This window comes from Pseudomonas sp. TE12508, from assembly GCF_056279485.1.
In genome coordinates, this window is the sequence record NZ_JBWCCN010000007.1 from 101,849 (window position 1) to 117,109 (window position 15,261).

Sequence of the window (15,261 nt, forward strand, 5' to 3'; positions counted from 1 at the left end):
AACCTCAAAAGGTTGTGCGATGGGCACGGCGCCGCTTGAAGCGGGCCGCGCCCTTTCAATCAATGAGCGGAAGCGCTGGCGGCCCCGAGGCCGGTCTGGGCGCGGACAAACTGGTCGGCGTAAGCGTCACGCTCCTTGTCGGCCCGCACGCTGCGGTCGAGTTTGGATACGGCGACGATCACGAAGAACGCCAGTGGCATGGAGAACAGCGCCGGGTGGTCGTACGGGAAGATCGCCTGTGCATGGCCGAGCACGGTGACCCAGACCGCTGGCGAGAGAATCACCAGGACCAGCGCGCAGATCAGCCCGGCGAAACCGCCGATGATTGCGCCTTTGGTGGTCAAGCCTTTCCAGTACATGGCCATGATCAGCACCGGGAAGTTGGTCGACGCGGCGATGCCGAAGGTCAGGCCTACCAGGAACGCGACGTTCATCTTCTCGAACAGAATGCCCAGCAGAATCGCGATGATGCCAAGACCCACGGTGGCCATGCGGGTCACGCGCATTTCCTGTTTCTCGCTGGCTTTGCCCTTCTTGAACACCGTGGCGTAGAGGTCGTGGGAAATCGCCGAAGCACCGGCCAGGGCCAGCCCGGAGACCACCGCAAGGATGGTGGCGAAGGCCACGGCCGAGAGGAAACCGAAGAACAGATTGCCACCGACCGCTTTGGCCAAGTGCATGGCGACCATGTTGCCGCCACCAATCAAGGTGCCGCCGACTTCGCCATTGACGTAGTACTGCGGGTCGGTGCCGATGATCACCATCGCGGCGAAGCCCAGGGTGCATACCACCAGGAAGAAGAAGCCAATGAAACCGGTGGCGTAGAACACCGATTTACGCGCTTCCTTGGCGTTAGGCACGGTGAAGAAACGCATCAGAATGTGCGGCAGGCCGGCAATCCCGAACACCAGGCCCAGCGACATTGAAGCGGTGTTGATCGGGTCGGCGAGCATTGAGCCTGGGCCCATGATGTTCCAGCCACTGGCGTGCGCCTGGACAGCTTTGTCCGCGAGGGTTTCGTAGCTGAAGCCGAACTGCGACATGGCCATGAATGCCAAAGTCGTGCCGCCGGCAAGCAGCAGCACGGCCTTGATGATCTGCACCCAGGTGGTGGCGATCATGCCGCCGAAAATCACATACACCAGCATCAGCGCGCCGACGATCACCACGGCTACCGGGTAGTCGAGGCCGAACAGCAACTTGATCAACTGACCCGCACCGACCATCTGCACGATCAGGTAGCAGCACACCACCGTCAGTGAACCGAAGGCGGCGAAGATCCGCACTTTGTTCTGGTCCAGGCGATAGGACACGATGTCGGCAAAGGTGTAGCGCCCCAGGTTGCGCAAGCGCTCAGCCATCAGGAAGGTGATGATCGGCCAGCCAACAAAGAAGCCGATGGTATAGATGAAGCCATCGTAGCCCTTGGCGAATACCAGGCTGGACAGCCCCAGCAGCGTGGCGGCGGACATGTAGTCACCGGCAATTGCCAGACCGTTCTGGAACCCGGTGATGCCACCGCCCGCGGTGTAGAAATCAGACGTGGATTTGGTTTGCCGTGCGGCCCACCAAGTGATGGCCAATGTGCCCAGTACGAAGACGAAGAACATGCCGATCGCATGCAGGTTGAGCGGTTGTTTTTCCACTGCACCCAGCGTGGGCGCAGCCAGCACAATGGAAGCCGGCAATAGCCCGGCAGCGGCGAGGAGAAGTTTACGCAGCAGAGTCATCACTTGCTCTCCTCGAGAATGGCGGCGCCCAGTGCATCGAAACGCGTGTTGGCGCTGTAGACGTACCAACCGGTCAGTAGCCAGGAAAAAATGATGATCGCCGCGCCAACCGGCATGCCCAGGGTCAACATCCGATGCTCGGCGAGCGGCGCATGCAGCCACTGCGGGGCAAACGCCACCACCAGCATGAACGCGTAGTAAGTACCCAGCACCGCAGCGCTGAGTGACCAGGCCAGACGCGAACGGCTGCTCACCAATTGAAGGAATTTCGGGTTGGACCGAATGCGTTCACAGCGTTGGGTATCGGTTGAATGGATGTCGATCATGGGTGGCTCCACATTGTTTTTGTTATCAGTGTGTAGGGGCAGGGCAGCGCCGAATTCGGCGTGCACGAGCCCGAAACGGCAGGTAAAGGCACCTGCCGCTTGACGGGTACAACATTGGTTCGGGTTAGAGCGCTTTAGCCCTGTCGCGCAAAACGTACTTCTGGATCTTGCCGGTCGAGGTCTTCGGCAGCAGGGTGAAAACCACCGTGCGCGGGACTTTGAAACCGGCCAGGTGTTCGCGACAGAAACTGATGATGTCGGCCTCGCGAACGTCCTGGTGATCAGCCTTCAATGTGATAAAGGCGCAGGGCGTTTCACCCCACTTCTCATCAGGGCGGGCGACGACGGCCGCTTCCATGACGGCTGGATGGCGATAGAGCACACCTTCCAGCTCGATGGTGGAAATGTTCTCACCGCCGGAAATGATGATGTCCTTGAGTCGGTCCTTGATCTCGACATAACCATTCGGATGACACACCGCCAGGTCGCCGGTGTGGAACCAGCCGCCGTCGAACGCTTCGGCTGTGGCGGTCGGGTTCTTCAGGTAGCCCTTCATCACGGTGTTGCCACGCATGAAGATCTCTCCGATGGTCTGACCGTCTCGCGGGGTCGGCTCCAGCGTCTTCGAATCGCCAACCATCACGCCTTCGAGCGTCGGGTAGCGCACGCCCTGACGGGATTTGATTTGCGCCCGTTCGTCCAGCGGCAACTCATCCCACTCGGCATGCCAGGCGCAGAGCGTCACCGGGCCATAGGTTTCGGTCAGGCCATAGACGTGGGTGACCTTGATGCCCATTTGTTCCACGGCACCGATCACTTTGGCCGGTGGCGCGGCACCGGCGACCATCGCGTTGACCGGATGATCGATCGCCGCTTTAGCCGATTCCGGCATGTTGACCAAGGCATTGAGCACAATCGGCGCAGCGCACAGATGGGTGACCTGATGCTCGCGGATCAGCGTGAGAATTTTCTGTGGATCGACGCGGCGCAGAAACACATGCACACCGGCCATGGCGGTGATGATCCACGGGTAGCACCAACCGTTGCAATGGAACATTGGCAAGGTCCAGAGGTACACCGGATGGTTACCCATGGCCCAGGTCATCTGGTTGCCCAATGAATTCAGGTAAGCACCGCGATGGTGGTAAACCACGCCTTTGGGGTTGCCGGTGGTGCCGGAGGTGTAATTCAGCGAGATGGCTTGCCATTCATCATCGGGCCACTGCCAGGCGAAAGCAGGGTCGCCTTCGGCCAACAGCGCTTCATAGTCCAGATCGCTGACAGCCTGGCCTTCGCCGTATTCCAGATCATTAACGTCGATGACCAATGGCGGGTGATCCAGCATGCCGATCGCCGCGTGAATCACATCATGGAACTCACGGTCGGTAATCAGCACCTTCGCTTCGCCATGCTGCAGCATGAAGGCAATGGCTTCGGCATCCAGACGCACGTTGAGCGGGTTGAGCACCGCGCCAATCATCGGCACGCCGAAATGCACTTCGAGCATCTCGGGAATGTTGGGCAACATCACCGCCACCGTGTCGTTCTTGCCGATGCCGCGACCGGCCAGCGCCGAGGCCAGACGGCGGCAGCGGGTGTAGGTCTGCGCCCAGGTGCGGCGGATCGAGCCATGGATGACGGCGGGATAGTGTGGGTAAACGCTGGCGGTGCGCTCGATGAAGCTGAGCGGAGACAAGGCAATATGATTGACAGCCGCAGGGCCTAGCCCTTGTTCATAGATCGACATGTACGGGTACTCGGTGGCTGATTGTTAGCTCTATAGGTGACCTTGCAGCGTAGCCGCTGAAGTCGCCTTTTATGTCCGGCCTGCTTTATATAACATTCAGCTAGTGATATGGAAGTACAACCTACGTCATATAGGATATGTACTATATTTGATTCTTGCAGGTCTAAATGAATACAGTGACACCGCCAAGGCCGGTATATCCTTGGCTGCCCCAACGAAGCGGATCTGTGATGACCCTGACTCCCGTTCGATTGCACAGCTGGTTGCGCCTGCAGCGCGAGGGTGTGTCTCTGGCCGCCCGGGCCGATGCGTTGTGCCGTGCGCTGCAGGATTGCCCTGAGGTGCGCCGGGCGGTTTATCTGAGTTGGCAACCCAATGCGCGGATTTACAGCCACGAGGGCGCTGCCCAGCATTTTCCACCGGGGCTGGGCGACCCTTCGCTGGCTAGCGATCAGCGGCTGTTTGATCGGCTGGCCGAAGCGGGGCGGCTGGATCTGGCGCAAGTACGTCAACTCGATTGCTGGTTGGCCGGCCGACTGCGCCGGGCCGCTATCAGCCATGGCCAGGTGTTTGATCTGGCGTTGCAACCGGGGCAGGCGGGTTTGTTGCTGGTGGAAGTGTGCGAGGGCGTGAGTCTTGATTGGCTGGGCTGGGTGCAGGACTTGCTGACGACCTTGCTGAGCAGCGTCAACGGCATGCTGCGCGGCTCACCGCTGTTGGGGCACGACCCGCAACCGAGTCTGTTGCTCGATGCGCAGGGCAAGCCGCTGGAGTTCAATGCGGCGCTGCTGGCGTTGCTGGCCGAAAAACCGCTGACCGATGTGCTGGGTTTTTTACCGGTGAATCACCGGGTGCTGGTACGCGCCTGCCTGGACCAGCAACGCGCCATCGAAGGGGTCGAAGCCCAATTCGAAGCACAGATCCTGATCTGGACGTTTATCCCCGATCCCCAGGACAACCGTGTGCTCGCCCGGTGTCGCGATGCCACGGCACAAGTGCTGGCCGAGCGTGAAGCGGCCACGGCACGGCGGCTGTACCGGCTGATCATTGAAAACACCACCGACCTGATTTCCAGGCATACACCGGACGGGCGCTTTCTGGATGCCTCGCCCGCGTCCTGGACATTGCTCGGCTACTGGCCGGAGGAGTTGCGCGGGCAAATGGCCCAAGGCTTGTTCCATGGACAGGACCTGGCCAGCCTGGTGCAGCGCGCGAGGGATGCCCTGGAGCAGGACGGTTATCACACGATGACCTATCGGATTCGCCATCGGGATGGGCATTACCTGTGGTTTGAAACCGCCAGCCGGGCGATTCGTGAAACCTATACCGGGGCGGTGGTGGAAGTGGTCAGCGTGTCCCGGGACATTACCGCCCGGGTGCACGCCGAGGAGAACAAGCGGCGCCTGGCGGAAGTCGTCGAGGCCAACACCGATCCTGTGTTGTTCATCGACCCCGAGGGGCAAGTCACTTACCTCAATCCAGCGGCGCGGCGCATCCTGGGGATCGACGAGCAACAACCGATGCCAGCCCTGGCAACGTTGTTCGCCAGCAGCGACCTGGCACGCCTGCAGCGTGATGGCTGGAGCAGTGCCGAGCGCGACGGTGTCTGGAGCACCGATGCGCGATTGCAGCCACCGGCAGGCGGCACTTCAGTGCCGGTATCGCTGGTGCTGCTGGCGCACCGTTCGGCCGGCGGCGAGCGCTATTACTCGTTGGTGGCGCGGGACATGACCGAGCGTGAACTACGTGAAGTGCAACAGCGCCGCCATCAGGACGAACTGGCGCACACCGCGCGGTTGGTCACCCTGGGTGAATTGGCCTCGGGAATTGCACACGAAATCAACCAGCCGTTGGCGGCGGTGGTCAATTACGCCAATGCCAGCCAGCGCTATTTACAGACACTGAATTCCAATCCCCAGGCTGCCGCCAAAGTGGCGCAAGGCCTGGAGCGCATAACCCATCACGCCACGCATGCTTCAGAAGTGATCAGACGTTTGCGGGCGTTTCTGCGCAAGGGGCAACGCCGGATGCAGGCCTTGAATTTCACCGACGTCGCCCGCGAGGCCGTGCGTTTATGCGCCTGGGAGGCGAGCAATTGCCAAGTGACAATCGAGGATCGCCTACCGGATAATCTGCCGCCGATTTATGCCGACCGAGTGCTGCTGGAGCAGGTCCTGCTCAATCTCTTGCGAAATGCCATCGATGCCAACCGCGAACAACATCCAGGGCAACCCTCGCTGATCGTGATGGCTGCGGGGCAGGGCGCTGGTGCCACCGTGGAAATCAGTGTGCAAGACCAGGGGCCAGGCGTCAGCGAGCCCGAACTGGAGCAGATATTTACCCCGTTCTATACCAGCAAGGCCGATGGCCTGGGGCTCGGCTTGTCCATGAGCCGCAGCATCATCGAAGGTTTTGGTGGCGAGTTACAGGCCCGACGCCAACCTGTCGGGCTGCTGATGTGCTGCCGTTTGCCGCTGGCCGGCCCAACAAAACAACAACAGGAATAACGTAATGGCAGGTGTGACGGAGCACGTGGTGTATGTGGTCGACGATGACCAAGGCATGCTCGATTCAACCGTCTGGTTGTTGGAATCGGTAGGGCTCAAAGCCTTGCCGTTTACCAGTGGCGTGGCGTTTCTCAATGCCTGTGATGCCAGTCTTGATGCTTGCGTGCTGCTCGATGTTCGTATGCCCGGCATGGGCGGTTTGAACGTGCAGGAAGAAATGCGTGCACGTGAGCTGAACCTGCCGATCATTTTCGTCAGCGGGCACGCCGATGTGCCGATCGTGGTTCGCGCCTTCAAGGCGGGCGCCCATGACTTCATCGAGAAGCCCTACAACGAACAATTGCTGCTGGACAGCGTGCAACAGGCGCTCAGCAACTGCGCGGCAAACCGCTCGGGCAATCAGGGGCACGAAGCCTTGCAGGCGCGCTTGCTGACACTGACCCCACGGGAGCGCGATGTCTTGCTGCCGCTGGTCCAGGGTTACACCACCCGCGAGATCGCCGAGCAACTGGGCGTCAGTGCGAAAACCGTCGATCTGTATCGTTCGCGGGTGATGAAACGCATGCAGGCCAATACCTTGCCGGACCTGGTGGGCATGGCCATCGCCGCTGAACTGGTCGATCCGCTGAAGCTGCGCTGATTGCTGGCGTTTCTAATGATCGTCTATGGGGGGGAGGATCATCCGCAGGGCAGACCGGACGTCCCACTAACGTTATGACTGCCTGAGCTTGCGCTAGCATGAAAGATGTTCAGGCCACTCGCCATTGAGAGGTTGGTCACGGGTGTGTCGAGTGTGCGTGACGGGCTCTGTCAATTGCAGAGGCCGGAGGAGGCGTGTTGAAACCATTCCAGCTCAGACCTAGCGCCTCAACCCTGAACATGTTGCGTCAAGCGTGCCTGCAACGCCGTGATGCGGTGCCGCCAACGTTAACGGAAAAAGCACTCATCCCGGGCATTCCAGATGCTCGCTACTGGCTGGACCAGGACCTGACGCCGTTCATTCGGGATGTGAGCCAGGCCAACCTTCGAGAGGCTGAGGCGCTCGCCAGCGCAGGGCTACCGAACGACATCCTGCCGCGGGCAAATATGCTGGCCGTTTCGGGCGGCGGTGATGCCGGCACATTCGCCGGGGGCATCATTGCGGGATGGACCCGGCATGGGTCTCGACCCGTGTTCAAAGTCGTCACCGGCATTAGCGCTGGCGCCCTGGTCGCCCCGTTTGCCTATCTGGGGCCCCAGTATGACGATGTCATTGTGCGTATCTGCAATGCAGTCGGTCCAAAAGACATTTTCCATGCGCGCAATATGCTGACCCGTCTCACCAGCGATGGCATGGCGCACAGCAAGCCACTGTCGCGGCTCATTGCACAGCACATCACCGCCGAGATTCTTGCGGCGATCGCGGCGGAATACGCCAAGGGACGGCTCCTGATGATCGGTACCACCGACCTTGATTCAGGGCGCCCGGTCACCTGGAACATGGGGGCTATTGCCTCCAGCCAGGCACCGGGAGCGCTCGAGCTGTTTCGCAACATCATGGTCGCGTCGATGAGTATTCCCGGTGCCGTCTCACCCGTCATGATTGATGTGGACGTTAACGGCCACCCGTTTCAGGAAATGCACGTGGACGGAGGTGTCCTTACGCAGGTGTTCCTTTACCCACCCGGCACCGTGATGGCGCTGAACCAGGTGCCGGGGGCGCGTTTGCGCCGTGAACGGCATTTCTATGTCATTCGCAACGGCAAACTGGAACTGCAATGGTCCGGAACGAAGCGCCGAACCTTGAGCATCGGCGGTCGAGCCATCAGCGCATTGATCCAGACTCAGGGGATCAGCGATCTGGACCGAATTTACCGAATTGCCCAGCAAGATGGGGCGGACTTCAATCTGGCGTACATCGGCTCCGACTTCCGCATTTCTCGCCTCCATAAGTTCGATGGCGAGTACATGAAGCGCTTGTTCAAATACGCCTTTGAACTCAGTGCCAAAGGCTATCCGTGGCATAAATCGCCGAGTACGTGAGAGACGGTCTCAGCCGATCGGCTCGGCCGTACAACTCATTTCCCCTGAGCCTGGCTTCTGGAAAAGCACCGCGTTGCCGTCTTGCCAGAAGCTGTAGTTCCCTTGGGAATCCTTGCCGGTGTATTGGGTTCCCGAATCATTCTGAACCTGACTCAGGGTGATCGAGGAGTTCGCCCACTTCAGGTACACGACACCAGGCTGCGTGTTAAAGAAAGTGGCGGCAATCAGCGCGTTTAACCCTGTACACCGAAACGCCAGGGGGCCTTCGGTGAGTCTGTCCGGATCCTTGGTTCTCGCAATGGCCGAGCCTTGGCGTAGCTGGTGCGCGCGCTCGGCATAATGGCGGATCGTACACGCCTTGGGCGCAGGGTCGGAGGCACACTGATTGCGGGCGTCGATCCAGAACTGCTGGTCGATCATGATCTTGTCCGGACGCGGTACTGCATGATCATCCGTGAGCGCCAGGCGATAAAGACGCGTCAGTTCGATATCCATCTGCATCAGTTGTGGGTCGCGACAAATCAGCTTTTCGACGGACGCCCTTGCCGTGGCGCAGTCGAAACTGGTGTGGAAGATGGGCGAAGCATTTGCACAGGTGCTCGTCGCCGCGCACACGCTGACAGCGAACAGACAGGTGAGCGTTTTCATGTTGGGTTGATTCATTACCTGATACCCGGATTGCTGTGGGATCTATTGATCCGTTGAACAGTCATTTGTTCGCATTGGGTGTATCGCAGTATAAGGCTGTATTACAGATTGGACTGGCGAGCTCGCCAGGTTGATGGACTGCAATCGAAGTGCCGGCTGAACCAGCGGGAGAAGGCGCTAAGTTCGGAAAAACCCAGAACCCCGGCGATCTCACTCAAACGTTGACTGGAATGTGCCAGGTGACGCATTGCCAGCTCTGCACGCACCTGATCCAGCAGCGAGGAAAATGTTTCGCCCTCCTGCGCAAGCTTACGATGCAGTGTTCGCCTGTCCCATCCCAAATTGGCCGCCACTTGCTCCACCGAGCAATGGCCCGTGGGCAGCACTATCCAGATCATCTGGCGCACCTTTTCAAGTAAAGCTGTTTTGGATTCTTCGCGGATACTGTCCAGATACTGATGAACATAACGGGCCATGTCCGGATCGGCACTGGGCAGTGCCTTGTCCAGATCGGTACTGCGGCAAACGATGCCATCCATCAGACTATTGAACTGCACGGAGGTGGCGAATATGCGGCGGTGTCGACTGTCGTCCATCGGCGCTGCGTGACGGAAGCAAACCATTGAAGGGTGCCAGTGGTTCCCCAGCAAGGTTTTCAGCAGGCGGTGGGTCACCCCCACTGACAGTTCCATCGCCTGACGCACCGGCAGGTTTCCCACTGTGACCTGTTCCATGCGCAAAACCACCACGCCGCCACTCTCCTCGATATTCAGCACCAGCCCCTGATTGTGGAGGAAAAGGAAGTCGCGGAACGCTTCCATGGCCGAACGGATCGTCTGTTCGTCACGCCACAGCAGCGCCAGAGGCCCCAGATTGGAGAGCTTGCGGGTTTCGGCCATGCGCAAGCCAAAATCGTCCACACCCGCTTCACGCGCCGAATTTTCGAGCAGACGTGCTACAGCTTCGTTGGGAATCTTCAAATCCGGTTGAAGCAAGCATCGGTGGTCGAGGCCGACGAGGCGCAATTGCTCCAGGTGATCAACGTGTAGCGATCGGGTTATTTCAACGTAGTTGGTCAAGCTGGCACTGCGAACAAGGCCACTCATGAATGATGATTTCTCAATTCGGGACAGCGATTTATCAGCTTAGCAGGTGGATGTCCCGCAAAGTCAAGGTGAACGCCGGCAGCTGCGCGACACTGCGTCACGTCCCATCGTGCCTGCATCGTCAGATGGGGATTGCTCGTTGCCCCCAAGGCTTGTGTACAAAAACAAGAGAATGGCTATGAATAAAACACCTCGTATCACTCGATCAACGGATACGCCTGCCAAACGTCGCCGCGCGCCAAAAGCTCTTCAAAAGCAGCAGAAACAGGAGTTAGCGGTCAAGACAGCACAGGTTGCTACACCATTGCTCAGGGTGCGCCCGGTCGATCTGCTTAGCGCCTCCGGTACCCTGTTCAAGGCCGTGGGCAAGACGCCAGTCAAGGCCGCGCGGCATGTTGGCAGTTTCTTCAAGGAACTGGGCAATATTGTCGCCGGCAGCTCCAGCGTGGCACCGAATCCCAAAGACAAGCGTTTTTGCGATCCGGCCTGGCAATCCAATGCCTTGTTGCGCGGCCTGTTGCAGAGCTACCTGGCTGGCAATGACGAGCTGAGCCGTTTTATCGAGGAGGCCCATCTCGATGCCAGAGACAAGGGCCGCGCCCGGTTCATTGCCGCACAGGTGTTTGATGCACTGGCGCCGAGCAACCTGCTGCTGACCAATCCGGCAGCGTTGCGCAAGTTGCTCGATACGGGTGGCATGAGCCTTGTCAAAGGTATCGGGCAGTTCTCCCGTGACCTGCGCCACAACGGCGGGATGCCGATGCAGGTGGACAGCGCGCCATTCAAGGTGGGAGAAAATGTCGCCACGGCGAAGGGCGAGGTGGTGTTGCGCACCGAGATGTTCGAACTGCTGCAATTCGCCCCAACCACGAAGAATGTACATGCCCGCCCGTTAGTTATGTCACCGCCGCAGATCAACAAGTACTACGCCATTGACTTGTCGCCAGACAAGAGTCTGATCAAATGGATACAGGACAGCGGTATACAACTATTTGTCGTCAGTTGGCGCAATCCGACCAGCATGCACCGCGACTGGGGCTTGTCCGAATACGCACTGTGCCTTGACCAGGCGGTGGATGCCGCGCGGGAAATTACCGGTAGCGCGGATGTCAACATGTGGGGTTCCTGTTCAGGTGGCCTGACGCTCGCAGCCTATCTCGGCTGGCTGGCGGCGCGCGGTGAAGGCGCCAAGGTGGCGAACACCAATTGGGCGGTGTGCGTGCTCGATATGCCCGCGCTCTTTGGTGACACCTCGATCGGCCTGTTTGCCACGCCGGCGGTACTGCGCGCGGCGAAGACCAGCTCGCAGTGCAAGGGAACACTCAGTGGCCAGGACATTGCGCGCATGTTCGCCTGGATGCGACCCAACGATCTGATCTGGAATTATTGGGTCAACAATTATCTGCTGGGCAACAAGCCGCCGGCATTCGACATTCTGGCATGGAACAACGACTCCACGCGTCTGCCGGCAAAGCTGCATGCCGACTACCTCGATCTGGCCCAGCACAATCCCTATAGCAACCCGGGGGTATTGCAGATTGCTGGCGAGTCGATCGACATGAGCAAAATCAAGGTCGGTGCCTATGTGATCGGCGGCACCACCGACCACATCACACCGTGGCAGGGCTGCTACGGCACCGCCCGACTGTTCGGCGAGGACAGCACCTTCGTTCTCTCCAATGCCGGCCATCTACAGAGCTTGATCAATCCGCCGGGCAACCCAAAGTCGTATTTCTACGCCGCCGCTGCCACCGCCTCAGATCCAGAAAGCTGGCTGCAAGACGCAGGCGAGAGCCACACCGGCAGTTGGTGGCCGCATTGGCGGCAGTGGATTGAACAACGGTCGGGCGCTAGCCGGCCAGCACCACGCAAACTTGGCTCACGCAAATATCCGCCGTTATATGCAGCCCCGGGCCATTACGTCCTGGAGCGTTGAGATTATCCGGCGCGTATTGGCTGTATAGCGGTGTAAGTCAGTGCTCAAAACTTGCCACCCATTCGAGGGTGCACAAGTACAAAAGGAATTAGAAGTTGCACCCTAAGAACATTGTTCCAGGGCTAGTCGCCAAACGCTGAACTAGACTCAAAGATCCAAAGCACACTGATAGCAGTGGAGGCTTTATGAAGAAATCCATCCCCCCCTGTCTGGCTACGATTGTCTCGGTATTCTGCCTTTGCGCTTCAGCCGAGACCGTAACGCCGCTCAAAGGGCAGTCCTCCGAAATGATTCAGCAGGACATAAGCTCATGCCAGGCTCAGGCCGGGAACGCAGCAAGCACCAGCACAACGCCTCAATCAGGTGGACGTGCCCGTGGTGCCGCTACTGGCGCAGTAGCAGGTGCGGCGGTTGCCGGAGCGCGCGGTCGTCAGTATGACGAGGTTTATGACAAGGTAGACGACGACGTTAAACAGGAATATCGACAGAACAAGGCCAAGGATGCTGCTGTGGCAGGTGCGGTTGTAGGCGGATCTCGGCAACGTCAGGATCGTCGTCAGGATCGCCGGGCAGAACCGGCGGCTACTGCTTCCGCCTACAGCAGTTGCATGCAGCAACGGGGCTATCAGATCACCCCTTGAACTTGCGTTAAAGACTTCTTGAACTTGCGTTAAAGGCTTGAAGAAAGCCAAGAGCATCAAGATCTGTATCGTCTTTGACGGGCGCGACGGTGCAGGGAAGGGCGGAACGATCAAGGCGCTCAAGCCTGCCTGACCACATAGGGGGTGCAATGCGCATTCCATTGTTCTACGCGGTGTCAGCTGTATTGTTTTTGAGCGGATCTTCCTGCCTGGCGCAGCCATTGGATGCGAGCGCGACCACAAGCACTGTCGATACAGCGCCCGTCACCGCGGCGGCCAAAGATGCCGTGTTCACCCAGGAGCAGCTGGATCAAATGCTGGCTCCTATTGCGCTTTACCCGGACCCACTGCTGGCCCAGGTGCTGATGGCCACCACCTACCCCGGGGAAATCGCCGAAGCGGTCACCTGGTCTAAAGCACACCCGGACGCCAAGGGCGATGATGCGGTCAAACAAGTGGCCAACCAGCCCTGGGATCCGAGCGTGCAGGCGCTGGTTGCTTTCCCACAAGTCATGGCAACGCTGGGACAGGATCCCGTCTGGGTGCAACGCCTGGGTGATGCCTTCCTGGCGCAGCCCGACGATGTCATGGGGGGCGTGCAACGCTTGCGTCATCAGGCCCAGGCAGCAGGCAACCTGCAGAGCAACCAATATCAGAACGTGACGGTGCAGGCGGCTGCGGCACCGACACCGGCAGCTCCGGCTCCGGCTCCGGCCAGCAGCACCTCCACGATCATCATTCAGCCCTCCGATCCGCAGGTGGTTTACGTACCCAGTTATAACCCGACAACAACCTACGGCACCTGGCCTTATCCGGCATCGCCTCCCGTGTACTATCCACCGCCGCCGGCCTATTACCCCGGTTCGGCATTGATGGCCGGGCTGGCCTTTGGTACCGGTGTGGCTATCATCGGCTCGTTATGGGGTGAATGTGACTGGGGCAACAACGACATCGACATCGACGTCGACCGCTACAACAACATCAATCGCAACAACCAGATCACTCGGAATCAGAACAAGTGGCAGCACAACGCTGTTCATCGCGATGGCGTTCCCTACCGAGACAGTAAGAGCCGCGAACAGTACGGCCGACAACTGGACGGTGCCCGTCAGCGTGAAGCCTATCGAGGGGACAATGCCCAGCGAGCCCAGGCTCGTGAAAAAGCCCGTGGTTCAATGGACAAGCACGGTATCGAGCGACCCGCCACCAGCAACCGCGAAGCCCGTGATTCGGCGCGCAAAGCCCAGTCTGCAACATCGCCCGGCAATCGGATGCAAGCAGGTACAGACAGACCGAAGGCGTCTGACAGGAGCCAGGGCACTGCCAGAACTACTCGGGAGAGTCAGCCTCCCAGGAAACAGACCGCTCAGGTAAATCAGCGCGGGCAGGGCGATTTGCAAGGGCGCCAGACGGCGCAAAAACGGCCGGCTGCCAGTACCGGCAGTACGGGCAGTGCCCGCAACAATGCATTCGCCGGCGTGCGCTCACCGTCCCAGGCCAACGCACAAGCCAGTCGTGGCCAGGTCAGCCAGGCATCCGCCCGGCGCCCTAGTGCCTCGCGTCCAGCCGGCCATCAGGTCAGTCGGCCGTCCAATCCACCAGCGCGTCAAAGGGGGGGCCGTCGTTGAAAAACAATGCTCGAGTGAAGGCTCTCATGGGCTTGCGCCTTCATGTCATGGCGATCGCTGCCGGCTTGACGTGGTCGTGCATGGTTACGGCACAGCAGACATTTCCAACGCCAGAAATGGCCGCCCAGGCGTTCGTCGAAGCGCTGGGTACGGAACACGCCGATCAGGCACGCCTGGCAGAGTTGCTGGGTAATGAATGGCGCAGTTTCATCCCGCGCGAGGGCGTGCAGCGCAGTGATGTGGATGCGTTTTTGAAGCAATATCGCGAGCAACACGCCATTGAAAAAACCAGCGATCGCAAGGCGGTCCTGGCGGTTGGCAGTGACCACTGGACACTGCCTATCCCCATGATAAAAGCCACGAACGGTTGGCGCTTTGATATCGACGCCGGTAGCGCCGAAGTCCGTGCACGTCGAATTGGCCGCAATGAACTCGCCGCGGTGCAATCAGTGCTGACTTATCATGACGTCCAGATGGAGTATGCATCAGTGGATCATGACGGGGACGGCGCACTCGCTTATGCGCAGAAAATCTTCAGCACCGCCGGCAAACACGACGGACTTTATTGGGAGGACGACGATAGCGGTCAGATCAGCCCGTTGGGTCCTTTGTTCGGTAAAACCATTGCCGGCGAAGACTGGCAGGGTTATCACTTCCGCATCCTTGATGGCCAAGGTCCTTCGGCACCGGGCGGCGCCTATAGCTACCTCATCGGTGACGAGATGAGCCGTGGCTTTGCACTGATCGCCTGGCCGGCGAAATACGCTGACACCGGGGTGATGAGTTTCATGATCAGTCATGAAGGGCAGGTGTTCGAAAAAGACTTGGGACCCGCTGGTGACAAGTTGGCGCAGTCGATGAAGCGCTTTGATCCAGATGACAGTTGGAAGGTGGTTACCGTGGGGCAGGAATAGATCTGCCTCGGACTGCAAATCCCTTTGGGAGCGGGCAAGCCCCGCTCCCGGGGATG

The 15,261-nt window shown here is 59.4% G+C and carries 12 protein-coding genes and 1 pseudogene; 8 read left to right on the top strand and 5 right to left on the bottom strand.

Annotation, left to right across the window (positions count from 1 at the left end):
- Positions 1 to 59: 59 nt before the first annotated feature.
- From ACZ9IM_RS11405 to ACZ9IM_RS11415, 3 genes are all read right to left on the bottom strand, one after another.
- A complete protein-coding gene (locus ACZ9IM_RS11405) occupies positions 60 to 1,730 on the bottom strand; it encodes a cation acetate symporter (protein WP_476223933.1) in 1,671 nt (556 codons plus the stop codon).
- Positions 1,730 to 2,056, bottom strand: coding sequence for a DUF485 domain-containing protein (locus tag ACZ9IM_RS11410; RefSeq protein ID WP_008146418.1), 327 nt, complete (start codon positions 2,054 to 2,056; stop codon positions 1,730 to 1,732). The genes ACZ9IM_RS11405 and ACZ9IM_RS11410 overlap by 1 nt, the downstream gene beginning before the upstream one ends.
- A 124-nt stretch (positions 2,057 to 2,180) precedes the next feature.
- On the bottom strand, positions 2,181 to 3,803 hold the full coding sequence (locus ACZ9IM_RS11415) for an acyl-CoA synthetase (RefSeq protein ID WP_476223934.1): 1,623 nt from the start codon (positions 3,801 to 3,803) through the stop codon (positions 2,181 to 2,183).
- A 230-nt stretch (positions 3,804 to 4,033) separates the two neighbouring features.
- Between ACZ9IM_RS11415 and ACZ9IM_RS11420 the strand changes: the two genes are divergently transcribed.
- The 3 genes from ACZ9IM_RS11420 to ACZ9IM_RS11430 all read left to right on the top strand — a co-directional run bounded on the left by ACZ9IM_RS11420 (position 4,034) and on the right by ACZ9IM_RS11430 (position 8,332).
- Positions 4,034 to 6,310, top strand: a complete 2,277-nt coding sequence (locus ACZ9IM_RS11420; protein ID WP_476223935.1) for a PAS domain-containing sensor histidine kinase — start codon at positions 4,034 to 4,036, stop codon at positions 6,308 to 6,310.
- Positions 6,311 to 6,314: 4 nt separating this feature from the next.
- Positions 6,315 to 6,950, top strand: a complete 636-nt coding sequence (locus ACZ9IM_RS11425; protein ID WP_074876618.1) for a response regulator transcription factor — start codon at positions 6,315 to 6,317, stop codon at positions 6,948 to 6,950.
- 197 nt (positions 6,951 to 7,147) lie between these two features.
- Positions 7,148 to 8,332: a patatin-like phospholipase family protein gene (locus tag ACZ9IM_RS11430; RefSeq protein WP_427624008.1), complete on the top strand. Its 1,185-nt coding sequence runs from the start codon at positions 7,148 to 7,150 to the stop codon at positions 8,330 to 8,332.
- 9 nt (positions 8,333 to 8,341) lie between these two features.
- Here ACZ9IM_RS11430 and ACZ9IM_RS11435 read toward each other — a convergent pair whose 3' ends face one another.
- The gene (locus ACZ9IM_RS11435) at positions 8,342 to 8,995 is read right to left on the bottom strand and encodes an MliC family protein (RefSeq protein WP_427623931.1); all 654 of its coding nucleotides are present in this window, start codon (positions 8,993 to 8,995) and stop codon (positions 8,342 to 8,344) included.
- An 86-nt stretch (positions 8,996 to 9,081) separates the two neighbouring features.
- Positions 9,082 to 10,059, bottom strand: coding sequence for an AraC family transcriptional regulator (locus ACZ9IM_RS11440; RefSeq protein ID WP_476223936.1), 978 nt, complete (start codon positions 10,057 to 10,059; stop codon positions 9,082 to 9,084).
- Between the two features lie 181 nt (positions 10,060 to 10,240).
- Between ACZ9IM_RS11440 and ACZ9IM_RS11445 the strand changes: the two genes are divergently transcribed.
- The 5 genes and pseudogenes from ACZ9IM_RS11445 to ACZ9IM_RS11465 all read left to right on the top strand — a co-directional run bounded on the left by ACZ9IM_RS11445 (position 10,241) and on the right by ACZ9IM_RS11465 (position 15,205).
- Complete coding sequence (locus ACZ9IM_RS11445) at positions 10,241 to 12,022, top strand: alpha/beta fold hydrolase (protein ID WP_476223937.1); 1,782 nt, start codon at positions 10,241 to 10,243, stop codon at positions 12,020 to 12,022.
- A 185-nt stretch (positions 12,023 to 12,207) separates the two neighbouring features.
- Complete coding sequence (locus tag ACZ9IM_RS11450) at positions 12,208 to 12,663, top strand: hypothetical protein (RefSeq protein WP_476223938.1); 456 nt, start codon at positions 12,208 to 12,210, stop codon at positions 12,661 to 12,663.
- Positions 12,664 to 12,709: 46 nt separating this feature from the next.
- Positions 12,710 to 12,784 (top strand): annotated as a pseudogene (locus ACZ9IM_RS11455) (hypothetical protein); the annotation flags it as partial.
- A gap of 28 nt (positions 12,785 to 12,812) precedes the next feature.
- Positions 12,813 to 14,291, top strand: a complete 1,479-nt coding sequence (locus tag ACZ9IM_RS11460; protein ID WP_476223939.1) for a DUF3300 domain-containing protein — start codon at positions 12,813 to 12,815, stop codon at positions 14,289 to 14,291.
- Positions 14,292 to 14,317: 26 nt separating this feature from the next.
- Positions 14,318 to 15,205 (top strand): DUF2950 domain-containing protein, encoded by an 888-nt coding sequence (locus ACZ9IM_RS11465; protein ID WP_476223940.1) that lies wholly within the window; start codon positions 14,318 to 14,320, stop codon positions 15,203 to 15,205.
- Positions 15,206 to 15,261: the final 56 nt, after the last annotated feature.